The organism is Streptomyces sp. NBC_01257 (assembly GCF_035917255.1).
Lineage (GTDB): Bacteria > Actinomycetota > Actinomycetes > Streptomycetales > Streptomycetaceae > Streptomyces.
On record NZ_CP108472.1, the window covers coordinates 6,930,579 to 6,956,135 of the forward strand.

27 protein-coding genes are annotated in these 25,557 nt (G+C 70.5%); 21 read left to right on the plus strand and 6 right to left on the minus strand.

Going from position 1 to position 25,557, the window contains the following annotated elements; all coding sequences use genetic code 11:
* The first annotated feature begins 62 nt into the window (after positions 1-62).
* The 11 genes from OG408_RS30255 (at position 63) to OG408_RS30305 (ending at position 10,527) form a co-directional block, all read left to right on the plus strand.
* Positions 63-962, plus strand: coding sequence for an NmrA/HSCARG family protein (locus tag OG408_RS30255; protein ID WP_285568932.1), 900 nt, complete (start codon positions 63-65; stop codon positions 960-962).
* 257 nt (positions 963-1,219) lie between these two features.
* The gene (locus OG408_RS30260; protein WP_266783839.1) at positions 1,220-2,422 is read left to right on the plus strand and encodes an NAD(P)/FAD-dependent oxidoreductase; all 1,203 of its coding nucleotides are present in this window, start codon (positions 1,220-1,222) and stop codon (positions 2,420-2,422) included.
* 51 nt (positions 2,423-2,473) lie between these two features.
* On the plus strand, positions 2,474-3,355 hold the full coding sequence (locus OG408_RS30265) for an RNA polymerase sigma-70 factor (RefSeq protein ID WP_442806073.1): 882 nt from the start codon (positions 2,474-2,476) through the stop codon (positions 3,353-3,355).
* A 219-nt stretch (positions 3,356-3,574) separates the two neighbouring features.
* Positions 3,575-3,913 (plus strand): hypothetical protein, encoded by a 339-nt coding sequence (locus OG408_RS30270; protein ID WP_266783843.1) that lies wholly within the window; start codon positions 3,575-3,577, stop codon positions 3,911-3,913.
* A gap of 436 nt (positions 3,914-4,349) precedes the next feature.
* Positions 4,350-4,544 (plus strand): ribbon-helix-helix protein, CopG family, encoded by a 195-nt coding sequence (locus OG408_RS30275; protein WP_326673022.1) that lies wholly within the window; start codon positions 4,350-4,352, stop codon positions 4,542-4,544.
* On the plus strand, positions 4,541-4,933 hold the full coding sequence (locus tag OG408_RS30280) for a type II toxin-antitoxin system death-on-curing family toxin (protein ID WP_266783847.1): 393 nt from the start codon (positions 4,541-4,543) through the stop codon (positions 4,931-4,933). The genes OG408_RS30275 and OG408_RS30280 overlap by 4 nt, the downstream gene beginning before the upstream one ends.
* A gap of 1,829 nt (positions 4,934-6,762) precedes the next feature.
* A complete protein-coding gene (locus OG408_RS30285; RefSeq protein ID WP_219567375.1) occupies positions 6,763-7,098 on the plus strand; it encodes a MerR family transcriptional regulator in 336 nt (111 codons plus the stop codon).
* A gap of 322 nt (positions 7,099-7,420) precedes the next feature.
* Positions 7,421-7,624: a cold-shock protein gene (locus tag OG408_RS30290; RefSeq protein ID WP_219567376.1), complete on the plus strand. Its 204-nt coding sequence runs from the start codon at positions 7,421-7,423 to the stop codon at positions 7,622-7,624.
* A gap of 301 nt (positions 7,625-7,925) precedes the next feature.
* Entirely contained in the window at positions 7,926-8,861 is a 936-nt protein-coding gene (locus tag OG408_RS30295) for an alpha/beta fold hydrolase (RefSeq protein WP_326673027.1), read from the plus strand.
* Positions 8,861-10,150, plus strand: a complete 1,290-nt coding sequence (locus tag OG408_RS30300) for a PP2C family protein-serine/threonine phosphatase (RefSeq protein WP_442806147.1) — start codon at positions 8,861-8,863, stop codon at positions 10,148-10,150. Before OG408_RS30295 ends, OG408_RS30300 begins: the two co-directional genes overlap by 1 nt.
* Positions 10,147-10,527, plus strand: a complete 381-nt coding sequence (locus OG408_RS30305; RefSeq protein WP_326673031.1) for an STAS domain-containing protein — start codon at positions 10,147-10,149, stop codon at positions 10,525-10,527. The genes OG408_RS30300 and OG408_RS30305 overlap by 4 nt, the downstream gene beginning before the upstream one ends.
* Before the next feature lie 119 nt (positions 10,528-10,646).
* On the opposite strand, the gene OG408_RS30310 is transcribed toward OG408_RS30305, so the two are convergent.
* Positions 10,647-11,006 carry a hypothetical protein gene (locus OG408_RS30310; RefSeq protein WP_266783864.1) on the minus strand — a complete coding sequence of 120 codons (360 nt, stop codon included), beginning with the start codon at positions 11,004-11,006 and terminating at the stop codon, positions 10,647-10,649.
* A gap of 98 nt (positions 11,007-11,104) precedes the next feature.
* Here OG408_RS30310 and OG408_RS30315 point away from each other — a divergent pair, with 98 nt between their 5' ends.
* Positions 11,105-11,530, plus strand: coding sequence for a hypothetical protein (locus OG408_RS30315; RefSeq protein ID WP_326673033.1), 426 nt, complete (start codon positions 11,105-11,107; stop codon positions 11,528-11,530).
* Between the two features lie 63 nt (positions 11,531-11,593).
* Here OG408_RS30315 and OG408_RS30320 read toward each other — a convergent pair whose 3' ends face one another.
* On the minus strand, positions 11,594-12,160 hold the full coding sequence (locus tag OG408_RS30320) for a TetR/AcrR family transcriptional regulator (RefSeq protein WP_266783866.1): 567 nt from the start codon (positions 12,158-12,160) through the stop codon (positions 11,594-11,596).
* Positions 12,161-12,305: 145 nt separating this feature from the next.
* On the opposite strand from OG408_RS30320, the gene OG408_RS30325 reads away from it, so the two are divergent.
* The 6 genes from OG408_RS30325 (at position 12,306) to OG408_RS30350 (ending at position 17,990) form a co-directional block, all read left to right on the plus strand.
* Positions 12,306-13,844 carry an MFS transporter gene (locus OG408_RS30325; protein ID WP_266783868.1) on the plus strand — a complete coding sequence of 513 codons (1,539 nt, stop codon included), beginning with the start codon at positions 12,306-12,308 and terminating at the stop codon, positions 13,842-13,844.
* Positions 13,845-14,048: 204 nt separating this feature from the next.
* Positions 14,049-14,225 (plus strand): hypothetical protein, encoded by a 177-nt coding sequence (locus OG408_RS30330; protein WP_266783870.1) that lies wholly within the window; start codon positions 14,049-14,051, stop codon positions 14,223-14,225.
* A 10-nt stretch (positions 14,226-14,235) separates the two neighbouring features.
* Positions 14,236-14,952, plus strand: coding sequence for a hypothetical protein (locus OG408_RS30335; protein ID WP_326673037.1), 717 nt, complete (start codon positions 14,236-14,238; stop codon positions 14,950-14,952).
* Positions 14,949-15,977: a DUF6895 family protein gene (locus OG408_RS30340; protein WP_326673038.1), complete on the plus strand. Its 1,029-nt coding sequence runs from the start codon at positions 14,949-14,951 to the stop codon at positions 15,975-15,977. The genes OG408_RS30335 and OG408_RS30340 overlap by 4 nt, the downstream gene beginning before the upstream one ends.
* Before the next feature lie 22 nt (positions 15,978-15,999).
* A complete protein-coding gene (locus OG408_RS30345) occupies positions 16,000-16,923 on the plus strand; it encodes a DUF6895 family protein (RefSeq protein ID WP_266783876.1) in 924 nt (307 codons plus the stop codon).
* A complete protein-coding gene (locus tag OG408_RS30350) occupies positions 16,920-17,990 on the plus strand; it encodes a serine hydrolase domain-containing protein (RefSeq protein ID WP_442806074.1) in 1,071 nt (356 codons plus the stop codon). The genes OG408_RS30345 and OG408_RS30350 overlap by 4 nt, the downstream gene beginning before the upstream one ends.
* 43 nt (positions 17,991-18,033) lie before the next feature.
* Here the strand turns inward: OG408_RS30350 and OG408_RS30355 are convergent, their stop codons facing one another.
* Positions 18,034-19,428, minus strand: coding sequence for a hypothetical protein (locus OG408_RS30355; RefSeq protein ID WP_326673040.1), 1,395 nt, complete (start codon positions 19,426-19,428; stop codon positions 18,034-18,036).
* Positions 19,429-19,685: 257 nt separating this feature from the next.
* Here OG408_RS30355 and OG408_RS30360 point away from each other — a divergent pair, with 257 nt between their 5' ends.
* On the plus strand, positions 19,686-20,996 hold the full coding sequence (locus OG408_RS30360) for a molybdopterin-dependent oxidoreductase (protein ID WP_326673042.1): 1,311 nt from the start codon (positions 19,686-19,688) through the stop codon (positions 20,994-20,996).
* Between the two features lie 325 nt (positions 20,997-21,321).
* Here OG408_RS30360 and OG408_RS30365 read toward each other — a convergent pair whose 3' ends face one another.
* Genes OG408_RS30365 through OG408_RS30375 form a run of 3 tightly spaced genes read right to left on the minus strand, consistent with a single transcriptional unit; the run spans position 21,322 to position 23,491 of the window.
* Entirely contained in the window at positions 21,322-22,131 is an 810-nt protein-coding gene (locus tag OG408_RS30365) for a class I SAM-dependent methyltransferase (protein WP_285568772.1), read from the minus strand.
* Positions 22,128-22,790 carry a TIGR04282 family arsenosugar biosynthesis glycosyltransferase gene (locus tag OG408_RS30370; protein ID WP_326673045.1) on the minus strand — a complete coding sequence of 221 codons (663 nt, stop codon included), beginning with the start codon at positions 22,788-22,790 and terminating at the stop codon, positions 22,128-22,130. Before OG408_RS30370 ends, OG408_RS30365 begins: the two co-directional genes overlap by 4 nt.
* Positions 22,787-23,491: a glycosyltransferase family 2 protein gene (locus OG408_RS30375; RefSeq protein ID WP_266783886.1), complete on the minus strand. Its 705-nt coding sequence runs from the start codon at positions 23,489-23,491 to the stop codon at positions 22,787-22,789. The genes OG408_RS30370 and OG408_RS30375 overlap by 4 nt, the downstream gene beginning before the upstream one ends.
* Before the next feature lie 123 nt (positions 23,492-23,614).
* Here OG408_RS30375 and OG408_RS30380 point away from each other — a divergent pair, with 123 nt between their 5' ends.
* Both OG408_RS30380 and OG408_RS30385 read left to right on the plus strand, forming a co-directional pair.
* On the plus strand, positions 23,615-24,454 hold the full coding sequence (locus tag OG408_RS30380; protein WP_326673047.1) for a response regulator transcription factor: 840 nt from the start codon (positions 23,615-23,617) through the stop codon (positions 24,452-24,454).
* A complete protein-coding gene (locus OG408_RS30385) occupies positions 24,451-25,557 on the plus strand; it encodes a sensor histidine kinase (protein ID WP_266783890.1) in 1,107 nt (368 codons plus the stop codon). The genes OG408_RS30380 and OG408_RS30385 overlap by 4 nt, the downstream gene beginning before the upstream one ends.

Sequence of the window (25,557 nt, forward strand, 5' to 3'; positions counted from 1 at the left end):
TCCACATCGGCCCCGGGCCCAATCCGACTGGGCCCACCGACCATCCCGAGGCGGAGGACGATATGAGTAGTGACCGTTTGGTCGTCGTGACCGGTGCGACCGGTCGGCAGGGCGGCGCCACCGCACACCGGCTCCTGGCGGCCGGAAGGCCGGTCCGTGCGCTCGTACGGGACACGACGGCACCCGCCGCCACATCACTTGAAGCCGCAGGAGCCGAGCTCGTGCGTGGCAACTTCGATGACCGTTCGAGTCTGCCTGCTGCGCTGGAGGGAGCAGCGGCACTGTTCGCCGTACCGCCCGTGGCCTTCGGACCGGCCGGTTCCGACGTGGAGCGTGAGTTCACCCGCGGCCGGGCCCTGATCGATGCCGCGGCGTCAGTGGGAGTCGAGCACGTCGTGTTCTCGGGCATCGCGTCCACGCCGGGTCGTCCAGGTGGCTCCGAGGGGAAGAGACGCATCGAGGACTACCTGCGTGAGCGGATCCGGTCGGTGACGGTTCTGCGCCCGGTGCGGTTTATGTCGAACTTTCTCGGTTCGACGCCCATCGGTCTCGACGGCATCGCCCAGGGCGTGCACCGACACATTTTCCCGCCGTACGAACCTGTCCAGATCATCGCGGTGGAGGACATCGCCGAGTTCGCGGCGCTGGCTTTCGATCAGCCGGACCGGTTCGCTGGACGGACTCTGGAGCTGGCCGGGGATGCCCCTACCCCTGTCGAAGCGGTTGCCGCGATCAGCGAGGCCACTGGTGCCGCCATTCGCTACGAGCAGATCACTCACGCCGAGGCGGCGGCACTCAACCCCGAGATCGTTCAGGTCCGGGAGCGCTGGGCAGCCGGATCGCGCTGGCATGCAGACATCGAGACCCTGCGCATCATCCATCCCGGACTGCGGACGCTCGGGGACTGGCTTGCCGAGTCCGGCGCCACCCTGCTGCGGAAGCAACTCCTCAAAACCGCCTAGAACTTCAGCCATCGGGCTGATCGTCCTCGTTCTGAGTAGGAGCAGACGCGCATCACGGTGCGTGGCCTGGGGGCATCCCGCTGCCAGCAGCAGCACTCTGTAGAAGGCCGTGTGCGCGCGGCCCTTGTGGGAGTCGGCGAGGAAGGCGCAGTCGGCGGGCCGGCAGAGCACGCGCATGGAGATCTGGGTCACACGATGTCACAGGGGGCGTGCAGGCGGTGTCTTGAGCTCGAACCGCTCGAAACGAGGGAGACATCATGTTTGAGAACACCGACGTCGTGGTGATCGGCGGGGGGTACGCAGGTGTCATGGCGGCCAATCGCCTGACGCGGCACGACGACGTGACCGTGACGCTGATCAACTCGCGCCCGACCTTCGTCCACCGGGTCCGCCTGCACCAACTGGTCGGCGGGACCGACGCCGCTGTCGTCGGCTACCAGGAGGTCTTGGCTGCGGGCGTGCGGTTGGTCGTCGACAGCGTGACGCGGATCGATGCGGCGGGGCGCGGTGTGGAGCTGGCGAGCGGTGGTGTGGTCGGTTACGACTACCTGGTCTACGCGGTGGGTAGTGGCAGCGCCGACCCTCAGGTGCGCGGGGCGGCCGAGTTCGCCTACCCGCTCGCGAGCCTGGAGGAGGCGCAGGGGCTGCTTCCGGTCCTCGAGGCCTCGCCCGCGTCGGCCGCGGTGACGGTGGTCGGAGCCGGTCCGACGGGCATCGAGACCGCCGCCGAGCTGGCGGATCAGGGCCGCAGCGTGACCCTCGTCTGCGGTGGGGTGCTTGGGCCGTACCTGCACCGGAGGGGTCGACGGTCAGTGGCCGGGCGACTGGCGGCGCTCGGGGTGAAGATCGTGGAAGGAGCCGCCACGAGGGTGACGGCGGTGACACGGGATGCGGTACGGCTTGCCGACGGCCGGGAGCTGCCCAGCGCGGTGACCATCTGGACCGCAGGCTTCGGCGTGCCGGACCTGGCCTCCCGCAGTGCGCTGAGCACCGATGCCCTGGGCCGCCTGCTCACGGACGAGACGCTGACGAGCGTGGATGACGACCGCATCGTCGCGGCCGGGGACTCGGCGGCACCGTCGGGTCTGCCGCTGCGGATGAGCTGCCAGACGGCGATGCCACTGGGCGCGCGGGCCGCCGACACGGTGCTCAGCCGGTTGGCGGGTGAACAGCCCGAGACCCTCAACCAGTCGTTCGGAGCGCAGTGCATCAGCCTGGGCCGGGCCACCGGCATCTTCCAGTTCGGCAACAGGTCCGACGTCGCGATCTGGTTCCACGTCGGCGGTCGGCTCGGCGCGAAGATGAAGGAAGGCGTGTGCAAGGGCATCGTGAAGCACTTGGCTGACGAGGCACACAAGCCCGGTGGGTACAGCCTTCACCGCATGAAGGGAGGTTCCGGACGCCGGGAGGCATTGGAGGCCATGCGCTCCGAAGTGCCGGTTGCCGAACAGGTTTCCTAGATGCGGACGGACCGGGAGGGAGAGGATCAGGTCATGAGTGATGATCACGTCATGGACGGCGCGACCGAGACATTCGTCGCGCACCGTAATCTGCTTTTCACCGTCGCGTACGAAATGCTCGGCTCGGCGGCCGATGCCGAGGACGTCCTGCAGGAGACCTGGTTGCGGTGGGTCGAGGTCGACCTTGAGCAGGTGCGCGACCAGCGTGCGTACCTGGTCCGGATCACGACGCGGCAGGCGCTCAACCGGCTGCGCACCATGTCCCGGCGCAAGGAGTCTTACGTGGGTCCGTGGCTGCCGGAGCCGTTGCTGACCACGCCGGACGTGGCCCAGGACGTCGAACTCGCCGAGAGTGTCTCGATGGCGGTGATGCTGGTCCTGGAAACACTGTCGCCGACCGAGCGAGCCGTTTTCGTGCTGCGGGAGGTCTTCGACGTCGGCTACGACGAGATCGCGGCGGCGGTCGACAAGTCCCCGGAAGCTGTGCGTCAGATCGCGCACCGGGCACGTCGGCACGTCGATGCCCGGCGCCCGCGCACCGTCGTTTCCCAGCGCCGGACGCGGGCGGCCGTGGATTCGTTCGTGCGGGCACTGAACGGCGGGGACCTTCAGGGTCTGCTCGACATACTCGCGCCTGAAATCGTCTACATAGGTGACGGCGGCGGCGTGAAGCACGCCGCCCTGCGGCCGATCGTCGGCGCCGACAAGGTGGCCCGCCTCTTGGCCGGTGGACTCGGCAGGAACACGATCCCGATAGCCTTCAGCCACACCATGGTCAACGGCAGCCCGGCCCTGGCGGTCCACCTGGACGGTGAGCTGGACAGCATCATCGCAGCCCATGTGCAGGCCGACCGCATCACCGGCCTCTACGTCGTCCGCAACCCTGAGAAGCTCTCCCGCATCGCATCCGAGACCCCGCTCACCTTGCGCTGAACTCTCCCTGGGTCATCGATCCGAGTTCGACGTCATCTGAAACGGCCCGAGTTCGAAGGTCTCACGCGGGTCAGGGTTCGCGGCGACAGCGACCTGTCCGTGACGACCCGACAGGCGCTGCGGGTCGTGACGTCAGCGGTCGGCAGAGTGATACGGGCGTGGCCGAATTCCTGTGAAGAATCATCAACTCGGTTCTGAATCTATAGAAAGATCACTGGCATGGAGATCATTCGGTACGTGTTCCTTGTCTTCCACCTCTTCGGGTTCGCCGCGCTCATGGGTGGCTTCTTCTTCCAGTTGAGAGGAAAAGACCCGGTGGCCGGCAGCTACATGCTGACGAGTGCGGTCGTCCAACTGGTCACCGGTACGGGACTCATCTGGACCCGAATATCCCTGGACCTGACGGTGGTTGACGCGAAGATGGCGGTGAAACTGGCCTTGGACGTCCTGGTGGCGGTGACCGCCCTCGTGGGCATGCGAAACAAGCAACCGTGGGCCTTCTACGCCGTCGGGTCGTTCACGGCTGGGGCAGCGGTCGTGGCCGTCGCGTGGACGTAGATACTCGAAGCGCGTCCATCTCCGCACACACTCATGCAGAGGCGAGGCGCATGTCATCCCATGCGTGACCCGCACGAGCCCGCTGTGGGAGCCGGTGGTGCGCAAGCTTTTTGCGAGTGGCACCTGCCGGGTCTGACCGGCGAGGGGCCTGTCAATCCCCTGGGTGACGAAACATCCAGCGTCCAGGTGTCGGAATTTCGGGGAACACTCCATGGAGGGCTGACCCCACGGACATCCCCGGCTGGTGGCCGCATGGACCGGACCATCGGTGCGGGGTCGACGACTCAGGCACGGGCATCCCGCTGCCCCTCCTCAGCGGCCGCGCGAGCTGCCGCGTATGGCCCGTCCGGGGCTTCAGGCCGTGGCTTCGTGGTCCAAAGTCTCGAGTGGCTTGTATCGTCTCGCCGCATAGATACCAGCCTGGTATCATCGTTGTATGGCGATGACACTCCGACTCCCCGATGACCTTGACGCCAAGCTCACCGAGCGTGCTCGTCGTGAGCGCCGCAGCAAGCAGGAGCTTGCGATTGAGGCCATTCGTGACGCCCAGGACCGGGCAGAGCTGAAGGTCGATGACGTGCTGGCCGAGCTGATGGACAGCGATGTGGAGATCCTGGATTACCTGAAGTGACCGAGGTGCGCTACATCCAGATCGACGAGATCCTCGCCATTGCCCGTAAGGTCAACGGCACGGAGCACAGCGTGCGTGACATGGGGCTTCTGGTATCTGCGATCGAACGGCCCCGGACCGCCGTGTTCGGGGCCGAGCTTTATCCCACACTGCACGAGAAGGCTGCGGCGCTGCTGCACTCCGTTGCCCGCAATCACGCGTTGATCGACGGTAACAAGCGCACTGCCTGGCTCGCCATGCGCGTCTTCCTGCGGCTCAACGGCGTCAGTGCCGGTATCGCCCCGCCTCCCGTATCCGTTGCCGGACCGTTCGTCGAGGACGTCGCGCAGGACAACGTCGACGTCCCGGTCATCGCCAAGCGTCTCTCGGCCTGGTTCCCCATTTCCTGACGCACGACGACGGATGGGCTGGGCACGCGCGTGCCCAGTTTTACGACCGGTACGGCGTTGCGGTTCAGGCTGGAAGCAGCCTGCGCGCGGTAGAGATCGCGGGCCACGTACGCGCTCGGGCCGCCGAAGCCGCGATGGTTGCTTGGCGGGATGGTTTCGCCGGCTGTGAGGCCGTTCTGGGAGTCCTGAGACGAGAGCTGTGTCGAGTCGTGACGCTCATTTGACGCTCCGGCTCCACCGAGCGGGGGAAGGAACACCTGAAAAGGCGTTCTGACCTGCGATTTCTCACCGGCATCCGATGCCGACGTCTTCCCGATGATGCACCATGTGGAGTGCGTCGCGATCCTGGAGCCTGCCACAAAGGGCATCTGACCTGCTCTTTTTCTGATTTCCCAGGCTGCGGGCGGGGCATGCCGACATGTTTCCGCAGATCTATCACGTGAAGCATGGCGCACGCTCCCGCTGCCTGTCTGACCTGTGACTTCGTATAACGGAATGCAGGTTGACTCGACGTCTGCGGGCCGGGCACGGAAACGTCTTGACGCTCGTTCAACGCTGGTTCTGACGGCGCGCTATGTATCGTCCCGGGTCAGACAGTGCGGCTCAATCGGGGTGTCGGGCAGCAGCGTGCTTCCAGCGATGCACACCGGGCGGGGCGGCGGCCGCTCAAGTGCGGCGGGATCGTGCACGCCACGCTGTGCCGGCACCAGGAGCATCCGAGGGGCGGTCCTGGGAACGCGGCATCCCTGCCAAGTTCTCCATCAGGTGCAGCACAGGCGTCCCTTCCGGACTGCGGGCGGCGACGGCCGCCCCGGCGTCGCTCCCGCCGTTTGCCACCTGCCGTTCCGCTCCTGAGGCCACCGCCGCTCCCTGTACCCATGGCGACGGCGAAGCGCTGCGACTCCAACTGCGGAGCACCGGAGTCCTGGTCGGGACTTTGCAGGCGGCCGCACCGGGCTGGATGCCCGCCGGCGCGGTGACAGCACATGCTCTTCGGCAGGTTCGCGGTGCCGGCGTCGGTGAAAACTTCGTAGCCCGGCCGGGGCGGCGGGGGCGTGCCCCCATCGGCGGTAGAGGTCGACTATCTCGCTGGCCGGTGCAGGAAAATCTATGATGTCCGGAGTAGACATTGGGCTGCGGCGTGGCTATGGTTTCTCTCGTAGCCGAGATCGAGCAAGGCCCGGCAGAGATGAACTGCCAGGCAGTGGTACCGCAGTTGCAGTGCGCAGGACGGTGCGGTGGTGGAGTTTCGAAGCCAGGGTTGTTGCAGGACGGCGACGGGGCTGACGGCCGGACCGGGTGGCCCGCAGTGGTCAGGGGCTGCCATGAGCTGGACCGCTGTAGCAGTTCAGATGATGCAGTTCGCAGTACCCAGCAGTGCGGTATCGGTAGTTCCTCGGTAAAGGCGTCGACTGCGGACGCGCGTATTGGGAGGTTCGGTAGTGGGGTTCCAAGCCGGCGCAGATGCAGGACGGGCGACGGGGCTGGCTGCCGGAGCGTGGTGCTGTGACGAGGCCACGAGCAGTTCGTAGGACCAGGAGCACGTAGTTCCTGTTCGGCAAGCAGTTGATCAAGAGGGAAGAACGGAGGAGTGCGCCATCGGGATCGCCCGGGTGGAATGACTGGGCCCGGGTACCGCAGGACATCGATAGTGAGGTGGTCTCCGGTCGAGCAACCGCGATCCCCGCACCCCGACTGCATCACGTCGGGACATGCGGAAAAATGAGCCGGCGCAGCACTCAAGGCCGGCAGATGGTGTAGCAGTTCCTTCGGGGCCCTGGTGCCATATGGCACCAGGGCCCCTCCACGCGTTCCACAGAGAGGTGCAAATGACAGCAGACGACTCGTTCGGCCGTCTCGATGACGACGACTACCCCGCGTACACCATGGGCCGGGCCGCTGAAATGCTCGGCACCACACAGGGCTTCCTCCGCGCCATCGGCGAAGCTCGTCTGATCACCCCGCTCCGCTCCGCGGGCGGCCATCGCCGCTACTCCCGCTATCAACTGCGTATCGCCGCGCGCGCCCGGGAACTCGTCGACCAGGGCACCCCCATCGAGGCCGCCTGCCGCATCGTCATCCTCGAGGACCAGCTCGAAGAGGCCCAGCGCATCAACGCCGAATACCGCCGGGCCGCCGGCCCGTCCGGTCTGCCCGAGTCCTGAGGCAGTGCGACCGCTCCTGCTGAAACAAATTGTGCTCCGGGTGGATTGATAACTACGGCCGCGAAGTGAGGGTTTGGCGCATCGCGCCCGCAGTGTTTTTACGTCAATGAGCCGAATTGAATTGCGACTAACGCCGGTTACTATGGCATGGTACTGTCGGCCTCCGTTGCAGTGTTGGTTCCCGAGTTTCAGGCGCCTCCAACGACCATTTCGGGCGTTGGAAGCGCTTCTGTATTTCCGGTCATTCCGGGAGGGGCATCATCTCGGCGACCCGGCATCCGTGCATTGCGGGTCCTGCGTACTGCCCCAGAGGAGATATGACATGGCGTCCGGCACTGTGAAGTGGTTCAACGCGGCAAAGGGTTTCGGCTTCATCGAGCAGGATGGTGGCGGTGCGGACGTGTTCGCCCACTTCTCGAACATCGCTGCCGAGGGATTCCGCGAGTTGCTCGAAGGTCAGAAGGTCACCTTCGACATCGCGCCGAGTCAGAAGGGCCCGACGGCCGAGAATATCGTTCCCGTCTGACTTCGACACGCGTTCCGCGGCGCCGGGACTCCAAGTGTGTCCGGACTCGCCTTGTGGGGTGTTCCCGTAGTGGATTCACGCGTGAGGAATCAGGAATCATCGCCGACAGGCATGATCAAGCGGTGTTGGCTCTCCCGGAGTGGCGTCTGGTTCGAGCTATTTCGATTTCACCCTTTCATTCGTACCAGATTCACCGCGAGTCGGACATGCTCATGCGTTTCATTCGACTCGTTCATTCGATCCCGGCACGACTCTTGCGCGATGGAATTACTTGAACGTGCCATATCGAGGAAGGTTCTGGATGAACCCCCTGCCCATGGATGATCACTCCTCCAGCAGTCGGCCCGACGGCCCCGCTTTCGGCTCGGGCGCCGATTCGGGGCGGGGTGGCGGGTTCGGCACGCTCGCCCCGAGGAGCGGGAATCCGGCAGGCACGGATATCCGCCGCAGGAACAACGTCACCGTCACCGGCCGAGAGGACGGGCCCGTACTCCTGCTGGTGCACGGGTTCGGCTGTGACCAGAACATGTGGCGTCTGGTGGCCCCCATGCTGGGTGAGACCTTCCGGGTGGTGCTCTTCGATTACGTGGGATCCGGCCGCTCGGACCTCTCCGCGTGGAGTGAGCAGCGCTACAGCTCACTGGACGGCTACGCCTTGGACGTGCTGGAGGTCTGCGAGGAGCTCGACCTGCGGGAAGTGACCTTCGTGGGGCATTCGGTCAGTGCCGTGGTCGGGGTTCTCGCAGCGGCCCAGGCGCCCCAGCGGTTCTCCCGGTTGGTGATGGTGGCCCCGTCGCCCCGCTACATTGACGAGGACGGGTACCGGGGCGGGTTCAGCGCGGACGACATCGACGAACTGCTGGAGTCGCTGGAGTCGAACTACCTGGGCTGGTCGGCGGCGATGGCCCCGGTGATCATGGGGAACGAGGACCGGCCGGAACTCGGCCAGGAGCTGGCCGCATCCTTCTGCGCGACCGACCCCGACATGGCCCGGGTCTTCGCCCGTACGACCTTCTTGTCGGACAGTCGTGAAGACCTGAAGACGGTGGCGGTGCCGACGCTGGTGCTGGAATGCACGCAGGACGTGATCGCCCCCCGCGAGGTGGGTGCCTATGTCCACGCCGCGATTCCCGGCAGCCGGCTGGTCACGCTGGAGGCGACAGGGCACTGTCCCCAACTGAGTGCTCCGCAGGCCACAGCCGGGGCGATCGCCGACTTCATGGAACCGACCCGATGATGTGCCGCACCGACCAGGACCAGGACCCGGAACAGGAGCAGAACAAGGGCACGGAGGCCACGGGGGCGGCCTTCACCGATCTGCTGGAGGACAGCGCGGAGGAGCTGTACGAGCAGGCTCCGTGCGGCTACCTGTCGACTCTGATGGACGGCACCATCGCGAAGATCAACACCACTCTGCTGGAGTGGCTGGGCCTGACCCGGCGCGAGGTGGCAGGCCGGATGCGGTTCACCGATCTGCTCACCGTGGGCGGCAGGCTTTACCACGAGACGCACTTCGCACCGTTGTTGCAGATGAACGGCGAGGTCGGCGGCATCGCCCTGGATATCAAGACCGCCGACGGGCAACGGATGCCGGTGCTCGTCACCTCGAAGGTGAAGACCAGTCACGACGGCGAACCGATGCTCGTCCGCACCACGGTCTTCGACGCCCGCGACCGCCGCGCCTACGAGACCGAGCTGCTGCGCGCACGGCAGGCAGCCGAGGAAGCCCGCAGGCAGGCGGAGGCCGACCGAGAGCGGCTTCAGGAAGCTCTCGCGGTCCTCCAGCAGAGCCTGCTTCCCGCCGAACTGCCCACGGTCGCGGGCCTGGAGGCCGACGCCTACTACCACACCGCTTCTCCGGATCTACTCGGCGGGGACTTCTACGACCTGTTCCCCCTCGGTGCGAACCGATGGGCGTTCTTCCTCGGAGACGTGTGCGGCAAAGGGCCCCAGGCCGCCGCAGTCACTTCCCTGACTCGCTACACGCTCCGGGCAGCCGCTCTGCACGACCCGGACCCCGTGGCCGTGCTGACCACCCTGAACACCGTGCTGCACGAGCGGTACCGGAGCGGCGACACCCGTTACTGCACCGCCGTCTTCGGCGTCCTCCACCCAGGCACCGGCCACGCCAGCGTCCATCTGGCGTCCGGCGGCCATCCCTCCGCGCTGGTCCAACGCGCCGACAACACCGCGCACTACCTGCCCACCCCCGGCGGTATGCTCATCGGCGTCCTGCCCCAGGCGGAGTTCACACGCACCCACACCCGGCTGTTCCCCGGCGACACCCTGCTGCTCTACACCGACGGCCTGACCGAAGCCCGTACCGGACCCGAGCGTGAGCTCTACGGTGACGAAGCCCTCCGCGCCTTCACCACCGCACAGCCGGCTGCGGGACCGAAGGCCCTGATCATCGCCCTCTCCGGCCTGCTCGCCGGCTTCGGTGAGGGACTCGACGACGACACAGCGTTGCTCGCCCTCGGCGTACCCGCCCCGCGTACCACTCCCGCGAGTCAAGACCTGACATGAGCCGACTGACGATCACTGCCCGAGACTCAGCAACCGGTCCCGTGCTGGGGATCGTTGGTGACCTCGACCACGCGACGGCACCCGAACTCCGCCGAGTCGTGGACAGTCTCCCCGGGATACGGGGCCGATTGCTGGTCCTTGAGCTGGCCGGCCTGGAATTCTGCGACTCCAGCGGTATCACCGCGCTGCTGGCTGCACGCAACCTGGCTACGGAAAAGAGCGGCGACATAGCGCTGGCCGCCGTCCCTGCGAACACCGCCCGGATCCTGCGCATCATCGGCCTGGACCGGGTCTTCACCCTCCACCCCGACCTGCCGACAGCCACCGCCCCGACTCCACAGGGCGCTGATCACCGGAATCGCGTCACCAGGGACTGAATCCTGCCTGGAAGGAGGGGGACCCTCTCCGCTCGGGTCGTCCGGCGCGGCGGGACCCGGCGCCTACGGATCCTTTTGCTCGGAGTCGTCCTGCGACGGGTCCACGCCGCGGTGGCCGCTCAGTGATCGGAATAGCTGAAGTCGCCCACGGTCCAGGCGCTGACGTCCTCGATCGCGACACGGTACATCCCGCCCGTCTCCGGGATCCCCACCGTGCCCTGCAGGATCCGGGCGACATGGAAGTGCAGATGTGTAGGCGCCCCGTCGTTCTTCGCGGGGGTCTTGAAGGCGGCGGAGAAATCGCTCAAGCGGTCCGAATCCTGGAGCACCTCCGACACCCTCAGTCTCCACACGGCTTCGGGAGCCAGCCGACCGGTGATGACAGCACCACCGGTGACCACGGTCAGCGACATCTGATTGCTCTGCCCGGATTCCACCAGGGCGGCGAGATCTACGAGCAACTCGTCAGGCTTCGACATGCCACAGATCATATTCACTGGTGGTCCAACCGCTTGAGCGGCCGGCACTGTCGGGGAAGACGGGCGCTCGCGGTCCCTGTCGGAAGCCCGGCGGCCCCGTGCTGGCACGGGGCGGACAGTTCCGCGCCGGTACGAAGCACAACATCATCCCCGCCGAGGCCCGGCTCTCCCCGAACCTGCGCACCCAGGACGCGCGTGTGCGGGACCGCGTCCTCGGAGCCGTCCGCCGCATCGTGGAGGGCGAGTGCCGGACTGCCGGCTGCCCGACCCTGCCGGAGGTTACGGTCCGGCCCGGCTACCCGAACACCGTCAACGACACCGTCCTTGACGGCGAGAGCTCCGCCGTGCACCGCGAACTGTTCGGACCACCCACGGTGCTCGACTTCGGCCCCGCGATGGGCAGCGAGGACTTCTTCCCTCCTCGCGCCCGCGGGCGTGCCCTACGACTTCTGGTACGTGACGTCGACCCCGCCCGCGGTGTGGGACGCGGCCCCCGATGCGCCATCACACGGCCGCTCCCGTAGCTCGCGCACTGTCCCGGGGCTGATCACGGGCGTCTGTCCCGTTCGCCACGGGCCGGGGCCGCATCACAGCAACCGGTCGACCAGCCCGTCGACGTACTCCGGGGTGGGCGGGCCGACGCCGAGCAGGAGGCGTACGTACATCGGGGCCATGATGTGGTCCAGCACGTCGAGTGCGGCAGGGGCGGGCTCGCCGCGTTCGGTCGCGCGGTCGAGCATGGACTGCAGTTGGCCGGTGCGTGCGGCGAGGAGGTCGTCGCGCGCCTGCCGGCCCTGCCGGCCGCTCCTGGACAGGGCGACGGCCAGGGTCACCACCGCCAGCCCGTCGGGGCCGGTGATCTCGCGGGCCACTTGGTGCGCGTACGTGCGCAGGTCGCCGGCCAGGGTTCCCGTGTCGGGCATCGGTGACTGCGCGTCCAGGCGGGCGAGCGCCACGTCGGAGAGCAGGCTTTCCAGGTTGCCCCACCGGCGGTAGATGCTGCTGTCGGCCACGCCCGCGCGGGACGCGACCTCGCCGACGGTGAAGTTGCCGTAGCCGCGCTCGTTGATCAGGTCGGTGACGGCCTGGTGCACGTCCGCGGCGACGCGCGCGCTGCGCCCGCCGGGCCGCCGGGCTCGTTGTTGTTCGCTCATTCTCTCACCTTAACGCAGTCAGGACTTGCGTTTACGGGGCGATCCTCCGTACAGTCAACTAACGCAGTCGACGACTGCGTTAGTGTGCTCGCTGTTGGCCGCTTCGGCCACGGAGGGGCGCAATCGACGATGGAGAGGAACTCCCTTGACCGCATCGCCTGCGTCCGTAGGCAGTCGGCAGAGCCGGAGCGCGCTGCTCACGGTGACCTGCCTGGGTCAGTTCATGGTCCTGCTCGACAACACGATCGTGGGAGCGGCGCTGCCCGATATGCAGCAGCGGCTGCACACGCAGCTGACCGGTCTGCAGTGGATCGTCGACGCGTACGTGCTGCTGGTCGCCATGCTGCTGCTGTCCGGCGGTGTCTTCGCCGACCGGTTCGGCCGCAAGCGGGTGTACCTGACCGGTGTGGCGGTGTTCACCGTCGCGTCGGTGATGTGCAGTCTCGCGCCCTCGGTCGGCTGGCTGGTCGCCGGCAGGGTGCTGCAGGGTGTCGGGGCCGCGGCGGTGAGCCCCGCCTCGCTGGCCCTGCTCGTCGCCGCCTGTCCCGTGCCGCAGGAACGGATCAAGGCGATCGGGCTGTGGGCCGGGCTCAGCGGACTCGGTCTGGCCGTCGGTCCCGTGGCCGGCGGCGTGCTGACGGATGTCTTCGGCTGGCCCGCCATCTTCCTGGTCAATGTGCCCATCGGCGTCGTTCTTCTGCTGTTCGGTCTGCGCAGCCTCGAGGAGACCCGCAATCCGAACGCCCCGGCGATCGATGTCCCGGGGACGGTGCTGTCCGTGCTGGCGGTGGGGGCGCTGACCTACGGGCTGATCGAGGGTGGTGCCCGCGGCTGGACGGCGCCCGTGATCCTGGGCAGCTTCACTGCCGGGGTGATCCTCCTCGCCGCCTTCGTCGCCGTCGAAGCGCGACGTTCCGCTCCGATGCTGCCGCTGCCGCTGTTCCGGCAGCGTCTGTTCACCGTGTCCAACACCGCCATGGTCGTGGTGGGGTTCGCGCTCATGGGTTCGTCGTTCTTCTTCTCCCAGTTCTTCGTCTACGTCCAGGGCAGTTCGATCCTGCGCGCGGGCCTGCAGACCTTGCCGATGTCCCTCGGCATGGTGATCGTCAGCCCGTACGCGGGCCGGCTCGCCGCCCGTTACGGCTTCCGCATCGTGGTGACCGTCGGCCTGGCTCTGGCCGGTCTGGGGCTGCTGGCGCTCGGCATGGTGCACGCCGACACCGGCTACGGGAACGTGTGGTGGCGGCTCGGAGTCGTCGGCATCGGCTTCGCCCTGACCCTGTCCCCGCTGACGGGAGCCGCCATCCAGGCGGTCAGCCCGCAGGAGGGCGGCCTCGCTTCAGGCATCAGCAGCACCACGCGGCAGATCGGCGCGGTGCTCGGTGTGGCGGTACTCGGAGTCGTCGTCCGCACCCGGCAATCCGGCGGTGCCTCCTTCGAGGCCGGCCTCAACAGCGCCTTCCTCGCTGCCGGTGCCGTCACTCTGGTCACCGCCGTGTTCACGGGCCTGTGGCTGAGCCGGTCCGAGCCGGCGGCGGAAGGCTCCTCGGCGCCGCGGTCCTCCGCCGGTCAGGGCGCGGTCACGACCTCGGGCGAGGCATCCGAACAGCCGGTGACGGCCGCACCGGCACCGACTCGAGAAGGCGATTCTTTCGCGGCCCCGGGTGCACGCTCTTCCGGCTGAATGCGCCCCGCGCACTACTCGCTGATCGAGTGAGTGGAATGCACGTTTCCGCAGGTCGGCTTGGTGGTGCGAGGTGTATGGATTTACTTTTCAATTGAATGGGGAAGCTTCTTTACCGGTTCGTCTGATTTGCGGCATTGCATTTCCTCTATTTCACTCGAAACGTACGGCAACCCCCATTTCCCACAGGACGGGGCAACACCCATGTACACCACAGAATCCACTGCCACCGACATTGAGCTGGACCTCGACGCGGCGCTCAACCCGGGCGAGGCCGAAGGCTTCTACCGCGACTCCCGCGAGTGCGCGTATCTCGCCCTCCTCGGAGGCGGCTCCGCACTGCTGCTCTCGCCGCCGACCCCCCGCCCGAAGAAGGGCTAGTCGGTAGCACATGGACCAGACACATGCCTCGTCCCCCCTCGCGGGTGCCGTGCATGACCTGGCAACAGAGGTGGTCCTCGCTCTTCGGAGCGGGGACCACCTCGCCACGGTGTGCGGCGCTGCCGGAATCGACGAGGACAACCGGACAGGAATCGCCGCGGTACGCGTGATCGGCGCCGATCTGCTGCTGCCCAGCGTGCTGCACGGCCACCATCCGCATCCCGGAGACCTCGCCGTGCTCCACCGTGCCGTGCGGGAGTTCCCGCCCCGGCCCGACGCCTCCGACGCCACGGCCTGGAGCCACTGGGGCATGCGGTCGGCCCTGGACCGGACGGCACCGGCCACCGCCGCCGGACAGCTGCCGCCCACCGGGCCCGGTACCGCCGAGCCGGACGCGGCGTGGCTCGAAGGGGCTCCCTGGCAGGCGTTCACCCATCAGCTCTCCGTGCTGGCACCGCTCGCCGTGCCGGCCGTCTCGTCGGCCGTGCACCGGGCCGCCGCCCACCGGGTCGTCGATCTGTCGCGCGGCTTCGTGCGCGCGGTACGGCGGCGCAACTGGCTCCAGGCGGCGGGCGCCGGCCGCTGGCTGGCCGGTCTCGAAGGCCGGCCCGACACGCTGGGCCTGGACCGCGGACTCGACTTCGTCGAGCTCATGGGCGGCACGGACCCCCGGGTCGCGCTGCACGTGCGGGCCGCCCGGCTGATGGCCGAAGGGCGGGCGCGGTGACGGCATCGGCGGTCACCGCCCCCGGCGGCACGGCGGGTGCCGCACTGTCCGTCCTGCCCCGCGTGCTGCGGCAGGCGCTCGGCTGGGCCGACGCCCACCGCTCGGGCTTCGTGCTCCCCCCGGACGTCCTGGAGCCGCACACCCAGGTCAACAGCACCCTCAAACCCCTGGGCGAACTGGCCCAGCTCTGCACGACGATCCGCCGCAGCACCGCCCCCGACGCCCCGGAACACGGGACGGCCGGGGACCTCGTCATGTTCGCCTGGGACCAGGTGCACGGCGGCGACCTGTTGCTGGAGCTGCTGCGCGGCGAACCCTTCGCCGCGTACCCGTACGAGATCTACGCCGCCTTCGCCGGACACGGGCTGCGCAATGAGGGCTTCGAGCGCCTGGCCGGGACGCTCGCCACGACCCGGGGCTGGGCCCGCACCGAGCAGCAGGCCAACCGGGAGCTGGGGCTGCTCAATTCGGAGCGGCGGGTCGGTGACGCCCTCCACGCCGACGCCGGTTCGGTCCTCGCCCGCACCTGGCTCGGCGGGCTGTCCGAACCGTGGATGTTCGAGGGCCCCTCCGGCTACGCGCTGACCCACACCGTCTTCCACATCACGGACTGGTGCTGCGTTCCCGAGCGGATGCCCGCAGACATCGACGCGTATCTGCGGGCCTGGCTGCCGCCCTGGGTCGACGGCTGCCTGGAGAGCCGGCAGTGGGACCTGACCGGCGAACTGCTCGCGGTCGCCGCTGCCCTGCCGGGGCCGCCGCCCACGGATCTGCTGGACGCGGCCTGGCCCGCGCTCGCCGCCGCACAGGCCCCGTGCGGCGCCGTACCGGAGACGGGCCCCACGGTGCGGGCCGACCCGCCGGGCGGTGCGGGAGCGGACGCCGAGCCGGATCCGGATCCGTATCCCTTTCTCGCCTGCTACCACTCCACCCTGGTCACCGCGTTCGCCGCCGCGCTGTGCCTCAGGCGGCTCACCGGGCACCGGGCCGATGCCGCCGCGGCGGTCACCGGGGCCGCCGTATGACCCGCACGAAGGGAGCTGCCGCATGAGCGGCATCCAGCAGATCCATGACGTGGGCGCGCGGGCGCTGGGATGGCTCTACGACCACCGGGCGGGGTTCCGGCTCGACGACGACCCGCCTCCCGAGGTGGGTGTCCTGGACCGGTTCAAGCCGCTCGGTGAACTGGCGCTCATCAGCAAGGTCATCTTCCGCGAAGGCGTCGCCGGGTCACGGCAGGCCGCGCTGGCGCGCAAGCTCCTCGACCACGCCTGGCACGAACTCCTCGGCTCCGGAGCCCGGCTGGTCGACGGCCAGCGGCGCGAACCGCTCTGCCCCGTCCCGATGGAGGTCTACGTCCCGTTCCGGGAGCTGGGGTTCCGCGAGCCGTCCCTGGAGGCCGCCGTCCGGCTGAACCACCGGCTGGACAGCTGGGGCGCGCTGGAGGTCGTCCCGGTGCGCCGGCTCGGACTCAGCGCCATGGAGCGCCGCTTCGGAGTGGAGCCGAGCATGCCGCTCGACGAGGCGTACCGGCGCACCTGGCTGTCCCGGCGGCCCGAGCCGTGGACCGTCGAGGGCAACATCGGCTACGACATCACCCACACCGTCTTCCATCTGACCGACTGGGGCGCCAATCCGGCCGGGCTGCCCGCCGACGTGGCGGACTACCTCGCCCTCTGGCTGCCGGTGTGGCTGGACGACTGGCTCGACCTGGGCCGCTGGGACCTGCTCGGCGAACTGCTCGTCGTCGACGCCTGCCTGCCCGAGCCGGCTTTGGACCCGGCCGCCTGGGAGGGATTCGCCGGCGCCCAGCAGGAGGACGGGGCGATGCCCGTGATGGGTGCCATGCCGGAGGGGGACGAGGAGTCCGTCTTCGACCTCGTCTACCACCCCACGCTGGTCGCGGCGTTCGCCTCGGCGCTGGCCCTGTCCCGCGCCCTGTCGGACCTCGCCGCCCCGGCTCCCGCGTGACCGCCCCGCAGGACGTCCGCCGGGCCCCGGCCGTCCCGTCGTCCGGGGACGAGGGCGAGCGGGCCCGGCTGCTGGCCGAGGCGGCCCGCACCATCGACGCGCCCGGCCTCGTGATCGCGCTCAGCCACCGCGGCCACCGCACCTTCCGGTCAGGCGGGGGCGTGCCGCCGGGCGACCCGCTCCGCTACGAACTCGGTTCCGCCTCCAAGCCCTTCACCGGGCTCCTGCTGGCCGCCCTCGTCGCGGACGGCCGTCTGCGGTACGAGGACTCGGCGGCCGAACTGCTGGCCCCCGGCCACCCGGTGCACCCCGCCCTGCGCGCCATCACCCTGCGCCATCTGATCACCCACACCTCGGGACTCCCCGCGCTGCCGGCCGACTTCTACCCGCAGGCACTGCCCCGGTGGTCCACCGCGCCCTACAGCCGCTACCCGGCCGACCGGGTGGTCCGGGCGTTCCTCCGCGCGCGCCCGCGCCACCACCCGGGGACCCGCTGGCACTACTCGAACTTCGCCGTCTCCGTACTCGGACACACCCTGGCGGCCGCCACCGGCACACCCTGGGAGGCGCTGCTCCAGCAGGAGGTGCTGGGCCCGCTCGGTCTGGCGGGCACGCGGCTGGGTCCGGGGGATCCTTGCGGCGACGCGGTGGGGCACCGGCGTGACGGCAGTCCGCTGCCCGCGATGGACACCGGCGGATTCACCGCCGCCGGAGCGGTCCGGGCGACACCGCAGGACCTGCTCACGTTCCTGGAGGCACACCTGCCGGGAGCAGCCGGAGGAGCGGCCGCTCCCGCCCGGCCGCCCGCCGCCGCGTTCGCGGACGTGCGGCGCCCGCTGCTGCGGCGCGGCCTCCGGCACGCCCACACCCACACCCTGACCTGGTTCCGCCACCCGTCACCGCGCGGGCCGGTCTGCTTCCACGCGGGAGCCACGCTCGGGCAGCAGATGTTCCTCGGCTTCCGCCCGGACACCGGCACCGCCCTGGCGGCCATGTGCACCCGGCGGGTGCACCGGACCGACCCGTTCGTCACGACGGTCCACGAGCTCCTGACGGAGAAGCTCTGACCGCACCCCGGTCCGGGTCGGCGGGGGCCCTGCGGCGGCGCGCCTACCAGCCCGTCCACAGCAGGTGGTTGACCGCCAGGGCCACGACCGCCTGCGCCGCCAGCCAGCCGCGCCGCCCCGGGGCCGGCAGGAGGGCGGCGGCGGGGATCAGCCAGAGCATGAACGGCTGCCAGATCCGCTCCGTCTCCGCCTTGCTCATCCCGGACAGGTCCGCCGCCAGCAGGGCGAGGAGCGCCGCCGACACAAGCAGGATCAGCCGCTGCGGCGGAGCCGTCGTACCGGCTCGCAGGGTGCGTACGGTTCCGGGCACGCCGGCCGCGGTCCGGCGAAGCCCCGCGAGCGTCGCGGGGCCGACGGCGATCGCGGTGCAGGCGAGGTTGGCCCAGACCCAGTAGGAGTAGGGGCGGATGCCGCCCGCTCCCTGGTAGTAGCGGTCGACGAGCAGGTGGTACGCCTCCCACCAGTTGAAGCCCGCCAGCGTGAAGGCGACCGGTGTGACCAGGGCTCCCAGGACGAAGAGCGGGAGCGGCCGCGCGGTGCGGGTGAGGACGAGGACGGCGGCGAGCGGGAGCGCGATGAGCGTCAGACCGTAACTGAGGTAGCAGGTCAGTCCGTAGAGCAGCCCGGCCCCCAGCGCGGCGGCCGCGGGGCTGCGGACCGTACGGGTCGCGGCCAGGGCCAGCAGGGCCACGGACCAGGCGGCCACCGCGGCGAAATAGCCGTCCGCGGAGGTGCCGGCCCAGACCGCGACCGGCGCGAGGACGACGAAGGGTGCGGCGCGGCGCGCGATGCGCTCGCCGGCCAGGGTGCGGACGGCGATCAGGACGGCCACCGCAGCGGAGGCCCCGGTGACGATGCACCAGACCCCGGCCCATGCGCCGCCGCCGAGCCCGATGCGGTCCAGCAGGACGAAGGTGAGGGTGGAGGCCGGCGGGTGTCCGGCGACGTGGGCGGGCCAGTTGCCGGGCGGGCCGATCAGGATGTGTTCGTTGAAGCCGCGCAGGGCGGCGCCGATGTCGTCGAAGCGGCCGATGACCCTCAGGTACTCGTGTTTCGTGGTGAGCCGTTCGGCGATCCCGCGCTCCCAGCCGTCGATCAGGGCGAGTGAGAAGACCCAGGCGAGCGCGGTGGCGTACCCGGCGAGGAGCAGGGAGCGCCAGCGCAGCCGTTCGGCGAGGACGGGACCGTAGCCGATGACGGCCGCGGCCACGGCGGGCGCGGCCCAGGTGCCGGTCCCGGTGTGCGGGTACCAGGTCGCGAGCAGCGGGGGCCAGTGGACGACGAGGGTGTGGTCGGCGCTCTCGATGGCCCGGCCGACGAGCACGGCGGCGGCGACCAGTGCGACGCCCGCACCGGCTGCGGCCAGGTCGCGGCGGTGCCCGGAGCGTTGCGCGGGGAGCGGTTCGATGGCGTGTTCGGTGCGGTCCACGGTCTTCACGCAGGCACCGTACGCACGGCGGGGCGCTGGGGGCGTGCGGTGACCGGGCGCGTCACGGAACCGTCAGATTCCGGGCCGTCAGACTCCGAACGGCCGGATTCCGGGCCGGCGGATCGCCGGGGTCCGTGACGGACGGTCCATGACGGGCGGTCCGCGACCGGCGAGGGGCCGGATGCGTGCGCTCCCAGGAGTGACGTCATCGTTTCGTCAGGAGTCGCAGCCGTCCCACCCCTCCACCCCCGGCATAGCGTCGGGGCATGGGCGACAGCCGTCGGAACATCCCGACCCCACCCGCGTCCCGCTCCCGTCTCCTCTCCGGGCGTGCGACGAAGATCCTCGAACGCTCCCCCTCCGCGCCGGGATTCTGGCGCAGCCCGGTGCGCGGAGTGCGGTTCACCGCCGTGCTCGGCCTCGTCCTGCTCGTCGGCATCACCGTGCTGTTCGTGACCGGGCTGCTGTCGTACGCCGCCTACAACCCGGACCTGAACCCCGTCAACGACAAGACTCCGGACAAGGGGCTGCTGGGCTTCTACCTCTTCGACTGGCCGACCGGGCCGCACTGGCTGTACCGGCTGACGCAGGGGGTGCACGTCACCCTCGGGATCGTGCTCGTCCCGGTGCTGCTCGCCAAGCTCTGGTCGGTCGTCCCGCGGCTCTTCGCGCTGCCGCCGGCCCGCTCCGTCGGGCACGCGCTGGAGCGGATCTCGCTGCTGCTCCTGGTGGGCGGGGCACTGTTCGAGTTCGTCACCGGACTGCTCAACATCCAGCTGGAGTACCTGTTCCCGGGTTCCTTCTACCCGCTGCACTTCTACGGGGCCTGGGTGTTCTTCGCCGCGTTCCTCGCCCATGCGGGGCTCCGGGCGCCACAGGCGGTCCGCGTACTGAGGTCGGGGGCGCTCAGCGGGAGTGTCGAGGGTGACGTGCTGCAGTCCCCGGCCCCCGGGCCGGCGACGCTGTCCCGCCGCGGGGCGCTCGCCGTGGTCGGCGCCGGTTCGCTGGTCCTGCTGGTCACCTCGGCCGGCCGGAGCTTCGACGGACCGCTGCGCCGCCTCGCCGCGCTCACCCCCCACGGCGCCGCCGAGCCGGGCTCCGGACCGAACGGATTCCAGATCAACAAGACGGCTGCCGCGGTCGGTGTCACCACCGTCGACGCGGGGGAGGGCTGGCTGCTCACCGTCAGCGGGCCGGCCGGGGACCTCCGCTTCACGCGCGCACAGCTGCTGGCCCTCGACCAGTACAGCGCGGCGCTCCCGATCGCGTGTGTGGAGGGCTGGTCCACCGCGGACCAGTGGTGGCGCGGCGTACGGCTGAGTCACCTGGCCGCGCTCGCCGGATACCCGCGCCGGCCGCCGGGCGTGCTGGTGGAATCGCTCCAGCGCAGCGGACCGTTCCGCCGGGCGGCCCTGCGCGACAACCAGGTGCGCGACCCGCGCTCCCTGCTCGCACTCCAGGTCAACGGCGAGGACCTGACGCCCGATCACGGATATCCGGCACGGATCATCGTCCCGGCCGCCCCCGGAGTGCTCAACACCAAATGGGTGTCCCGGCTGACCTTTGGAGAGCTGTGAACAGGGCGAACCCGCGGGCCGTCGTACGGCGTTGGTACGGGGAGGGGCCGCTGCACCTCCTGCTGATGGCCGCCTCCTTCGCCCTGGCGGGCTATGCGGGCGTGCGGCTGCTCGCGGGGGACACCTTCGGCGTCGTGGTGTGGTTCGTCGGCGCCGCACTCGTGCACGACCTCGTACTCGTACCGCTCTACGCGGCGGCGGACCGGCTGCTGTGCCGGACGGCCGGTCCGCGCTCCGGGCTCGTGAACTTCGTCCGGGTGCCGGTGTTCCTCTCCGGGCTGCTGCTGCTCGTGTGGTTCCCGCTGATCACCCGGCAGACCGAGCGCTACGAACCGGCCAGCGGGCTGTCCCCCGATGTGTTCCTGGGGAACTGGCTGCTGATCACGGCCGCGCTGTTCGCCGTGTCGGGCGTCTGGCTGGTGGTCCGGACGCTCCGGGCGCGGCGCAGCGAGACGAACGAGCGGCCGTCCGCCTCCCACTGATCGACGGTGCGCAGGCCGTGGGGGCGGGCGTACCCCAGCAGCGCGGAGGTGCCGAGCCGGGCCCACGGGAAGGGGTCGGCCGGTGCCGGGTCCGAGCGGCAGGAGCGTCCGTCGTCCAGTTGCACGCGGACCCGCTCGTCGATGTCCTGCGGCGCGGTCTCGGCGATGAGGAGTCCGCCGGGCGCCAGCAGCTCCGCCGTGCGCCGCAGCAGGTGGCACGGGTCGCCGCCGATGCCGACGTTGCCGTCGACGAGCAGGACGGTGCCCCAGCGCCCCTCGCCCGGGAGCGGTTCGAAGACGGAGCGCCGCAGGGCCGAACCGCCCAGCCGCAGCGTGCGCTCGACCGCGGCCTCGCTGACGTCGATGCCGAGCGCGCGGTGGCCGCGGGCCGCCAGCGCGGCGACGAGCCTGCCGGGCCCGCAGCCGATGTCCAGGACGGGGCCCTCGCAGCGGCGCAGGGCCGACAGGTCCGCGGCGTCCGCGCCGGCGCACCAGCGCTCCACGTCCAGCGGCAGCAGCCAGCCGTCCGTACGGCGCAGGAAGAGCGGACCGTGTCCGTTGCGCAGGGCGTTGGCGTACGGGTCGGTGCCCCACGGGGCGAGGTCCGGGTGCGGCGGGGCCAGTACGGCGCGGTCCGGGCCGGTGCCGGTCATCGGACCACCGCCCCGGTCAGCCGGGCGAGTTCGGCGGCGAACCGCCCGTGCGGTGCGAGCGCGGCGACATGCGTGGCATCGGCCGCCGTGTCCACGTCCCGCAGCCGGGGCAGATCGCGGACGGACAGTCCCGCGTCGACGAGCCGGCGCCGCTGCACCGCGCCGGTCTCGGGCACGGACATCGGTACGCCGCGCAGGAGCGCGGGATCGGGGGCCGCCAGGCCCAGGGCCCAGAAGCCGCCGTCGTCGGCGGGGCCGAACCAGGCGTCACAGCCGTCCCAGGCACCGGGGGCGAGTGCACCGGCCAGATCGGCGGCGGTGACCTGCGGGGTGTCCATGCCGATCAGGAGCGTCGGGCCCGTGCAGGCGCCGAACGCCGCGGCCAGCCGTTCGTCGAGGCCGCCCGGGCACTGCCGCACCACCTCGATGCCGGGCGGCAGCCACGGTCCCGGCCGCCCGTCCAGGACGACGACGCGCCGGGCGGCGGGCAGCGCGCTGACCGTGTGCAGCGTGTCGGTGAGCGCCGCCTCGGCGAGGTGCGCGGCCTCGGTGGGGGAGAAGGGCGGGGTGAGCCGGGTCTTGACCCGGCCGGGCAGCGGCTCCTTGGCGATGACCAGCAGGGTCACCGCCCCGGCCGGCCCGGACGTGCGTGGGTTCATCGCGCGGCCCCGATCCGGACGGGTGCCTCCGCCAGCACGGCGCGCATGTCGCGCACCGCGTGCCAGGTGCCCCGCCACGTCCCGGTGACCTTCGACCTGCCCGTCCGCGCGAGGTACGGGACGTCCGTCTCGGCGACCCGCAGTCCCGCGTCGGACGCGCGCACCACCATCTGCAGCGGGTATCCGCTGCGCCGGTCGGTGAGGCCGAGCGCCAGGAGATCGGCCCGGCGCGCGGCCCGCATCGGCCCCAGGTCGTGCAGGCGGAGCCCGGTGCGGCGGCGCAGCATCCGGGCCAGCGCCGCATTGCCCGCCCGCGCGTGCAGCGGCCAGGCGCCGCGCTCCTCGGGACGGCGGCGGCCCAGCAGCAGGTCGCTCTCCCCGTCGGCCACCCGGCGGACGAAGCCGGTGAGCAGCCCGGGGTCCAGTGAGCCGTCGCAGTCGCAGAAGCAGACGAACTCCGCGTCGGAGGCGAGCAGTCCCGCGTGGCAGGCCGCACCGAAGCCGCGCCGCGGCTCGTGCACCACCGTCGCGCCGAGCGAACGGGCCAGCTCCGCGGAACCGTCGGTCGAGCCGTTGTCCACGACGATCGCCCGCCAGCCACGGGGAACCGAGGCCAGCACCGCGGGCAGGGCGGCGGCCTCGTCCAGACAGGGCAGGACGACGTCGGCGCAGGGGCCGGAAGTATCGGAGTGAGGGATCACGCGGCTCACCCTACGGAGCGGAAACCGACAAATCGGGTTCCGGAATCTTACGAAAAATGGACGTCGGCAGTTGAGGGCGCAGGGGCGTCCGCACCCCGCCCCGGCAGGTGCCAAGGTGGTGGCATGCAGCCGACCCCGGACCCCTCACCGCCCTGCCCCGCCGACGGGGCGCCGCCGTCCCGCCCGGCGTCCGCGGACGGGACGGCATCCCGCGGCCACGTCCTCGTCGTCGACGACGACCCCACGGTCGCCGAGGTGGTCACCGGCTACCTGACCGGGGCCGGATACGAGGTGACCCGCGCGGCGGACGGCCCGGCCGCGCTCGGCCAGTACGCCGCCCGGCGCCCGGACCTGGCCGTCCTGGACCTGATGCTGCCCGGCATGGACGGCTTCGAGGTCTGCCGCCGGATGCGGGAGTACGGACCGGTGCCGGTCATCATGCTCACCGCGCGCGGTGACGAGGACGACCGCATCCTCGGCCTGGAGACGGGGGCCGACGACTACGTCACCAAACCGTTCAGCCCCCGCGAACTCGTCCTGCGCGTCGACTCCGTGCTGCGCCGGGCCCGGGCGGCCGCGACACCCACCGGCCGCCCGGAGCTCCTTCGGGGCGCGGGCCTCGTCCTCGACCCCGCGGCCCGGCGCGCGACGTTCGCCGGCCGGCCGCTGGCGCTCACCCTGCGGGAGTTCGACCTGCTCGCCTTCCTCCTGCGCCACCCGGGCCGGGTCTTCGGCCGGGAGGAGCTGATGCGTGAGGTCTGGGGCTGGGACTTCGGGGATCTGTCGACCGTGACCGTCCACGTCCGCCGGCTGCGCGGGAAGGTCGAGTCCGATCCGGCCCGCCCGGAGCTGATCCGTACGGTCTGGGGCGTCGGCTACCGGCTCGACCTGCCGCCGGACCGGACCGCGGATTCCCCCGCACCCGCACTTCCCACCGCTCCCGGCTCCGGGACCCCGGCATGACCGACCTCCTCCTCATCGCGCTCCTCGCCTTCCTGGGCGCCGCCGTCGCCGGGCTGCTCGGCGCACTCGTGCTGCGGATCTCCCGGCACCGTTCGCTCGTCGTCTCGCTGACCGTCGTGGCCGCCGTGGCCGTCACCGCGATGCTCGCCGGCACGCTGGCCGTCGCCTGGGCGATGTTCCTCTCGCCGCACGACCTCACCGTGGTCACCACCGTCGTCGCCATGGCCGCCGTCGTCTCGCTCGTCACCGCGATGCTGCTGGGCCGCTGGGTGGCGGCCAGGAGCCGGGACCTGACCCTCGCCGCCCGTTCCTTCGGCGACGGCGGCACCTTCGCGGCCCCCGAGGCCCAGGCCACCGCCGAACTCGCCGCACTCACCCGCGAACTGGCCGCCACCAGCGCCAAGCTCGACGGTTCGCGCGAGCGGGAACGCGCCCTGGAGACCTCGCGGCGTGAGCTCGTCGCCTGGATCTCGCACGATCTGCGGACTCCGCTCGCCGGTCTGCGGGCCATGTCGGAGGCGCTGGAGGACGGCATGGCCGTCGACTCGCGGCGCTATCTGCGGCAGATACGCACCGAGGTGGAGCGGATGAACGACATGGTCGGCGACCTCTTCGAGCTCTCCCGCATCCACGCCGGCTCGCTCACCCTCACCCCCACCCGGATCTCCGTCTACGACCTGGTGGGCGACGCGCTCGCCGGGGCCGACCCGCTGGCGCGCGAGCACGGGGTGCGGCTGGTCGGCGACCGGATCGAGGCGGTGCCCGTCGAGGTCGACGGCAAGGAGATGAGCCGGGTCCTGGGCAACCTCCTGATCAACGCCATCCGCCGCACCCCCGCCGACGGCACGGTCGCGGTGGCCGCGCAGCGCACGGGCGGCGGGGTGGTGCTCTCGGTGACCGACGGCTGCGGCGGCATCCCGGAGGAGGACCTGCCCCGGGTCTTCGACACCGGCTGGCGCGGCACCCACGCCCGGACGCCCCCGGCCGGCGCGGGCCTCGGACTCGCCATCGTGCGCGGCATCGTCGAGGCGCACGCCGGCCGGGCGGACGTCCGCAACGTCACCGGCGGCTGCTGCTTCGAAGTGACCCTGCCGGTGGCCTGA

What these genes read in the sequence shown, in the direction of transcription:
- OG408_RS30380 (WP_326673047.1), top strand. Translation starts at nt 23,615, where the DNA reads ATGCAGCCGACCCCGGACCCCTCACCGCCCTGCCCCGCCGACGGGGCG.
- OG408_RS30270 (WP_266783843.1), top strand. Translation starts at nt 3,575, where the DNA reads ATGGAGATCATTCGGTACGTGTTCCTTGTCTTCCACCTCTTCGGGTTC.
- OG408_RS30290 (WP_219567376.1), top strand. Translation starts at nt 7,421, where the DNA reads ATGGCGTCCGGCACTGTGAAGTGGTTCAACGCGGCAAAGGGTTTCGGC.
- OG408_RS30300 (WP_442806147.1), top strand. Translation starts at nt 8,861, where the DNA reads ATGTGCCGCACCGACCAGGACCAGGACCCGGAACAGGAGCAGAACAAG.
- OG408_RS30365 (WP_285568772.1), bottom strand. Translation starts at nt 22,131, where the DNA reads ATGACCGGCACCGGCCCGGACCGCGCCGTACTGGCCCCGCCGCACCCG.
- OG408_RS30285 (WP_219567375.1), top strand. Translation starts at nt 6,763, where the DNA reads ATGACAGCAGACGACTCGTTCGGCCGTCTCGATGACGACGACTACCCC.
- OG408_RS30295 (WP_326673027.1), top strand. Translation starts at nt 7,926, where the DNA reads ATGAACCCCCTGCCCATGGATGATCACTCCTCCAGCAGTCGGCCCGAC.
- OG408_RS30265 (WP_442806073.1), top strand. Translation starts at nt 2,474, where the DNA reads ATGGACGGCGCGACCGAGACATTCGTCGCGCACCGTAATCTGCTTTTC.
- OG408_RS30385 (WP_266783890.1), top strand. Translation starts at nt 24,451, where the DNA reads ATGACCGACCTCCTCCTCATCGCGCTCCTCGCCTTCCTGGGCGCCGCC.
- OG408_RS30320 (WP_266783866.1), bottom strand. Translation starts at nt 12,160, where the DNA reads ATGAGCGAACAACAACGAGCCCGGCGGCCCGGCGGGCGCAGCGCGCGC.
- OG408_RS30330 (WP_266783870.1), top strand. Translation starts at nt 14,049, where the DNA reads ATGTACACCACAGAATCCACTGCCACCGACATTGAGCTGGACCTCGAC.
- OG408_RS30345 (WP_266783876.1), top strand. Translation starts at nt 16,000, where the DNA reads ATGAGCGGCATCCAGCAGATCCATGACGTGGGCGCGCGGGCGCTGGGA.
- OG408_RS30255 (WP_285568932.1), top strand. Translation starts at nt 63, where the DNA reads ATGAGTAGTGACCGTTTGGTCGTCGTGACCGGTGCGACCGGTCGGCAG.
- OG408_RS30335 (WP_326673037.1), top strand. Translation starts at nt 14,236, where the DNA reads ATGGACCAGACACATGCCTCGTCCCCCCTCGCGGGTGCCGTGCATGAC.
- OG408_RS30310 (WP_266783864.1), bottom strand. Translation starts at nt 11,006, where the DNA reads ATGTCGAAGCCTGACGAGTTGCTCGTAGATCTCGCCGCCCTGGTGGAA.
- OG408_RS30360 (WP_326673042.1), top strand. Translation starts at nt 19,686, where the DNA reads ATGGGCGACAGCCGTCGGAACATCCCGACCCCACCCGCGTCCCGCTCC.
- OG408_RS30260 (WP_266783839.1), top strand. Translation starts at nt 1,220, where the DNA reads ATGTTTGAGAACACCGACGTCGTGGTGATCGGCGGGGGGTACGCAGGT.
- OG408_RS30305 (WP_326673031.1), top strand. Translation starts at nt 10,147, where the DNA reads ATGAGCCGACTGACGATCACTGCCCGAGACTCAGCAACCGGTCCCGTG.
- OG408_RS30275 (WP_326673022.1), top strand. Translation starts at nt 4,350, where the DNA reads ATGGCGATGACACTCCGACTCCCCGATGACCTTGACGCCAAGCTCACC.
- OG408_RS30370 (WP_326673045.1), bottom strand. Translation starts at nt 22,790, where the DNA reads ATGAACCCACGCACGTCCGGGCCGGCCGGGGCGGTGACCCTGCTGGTC.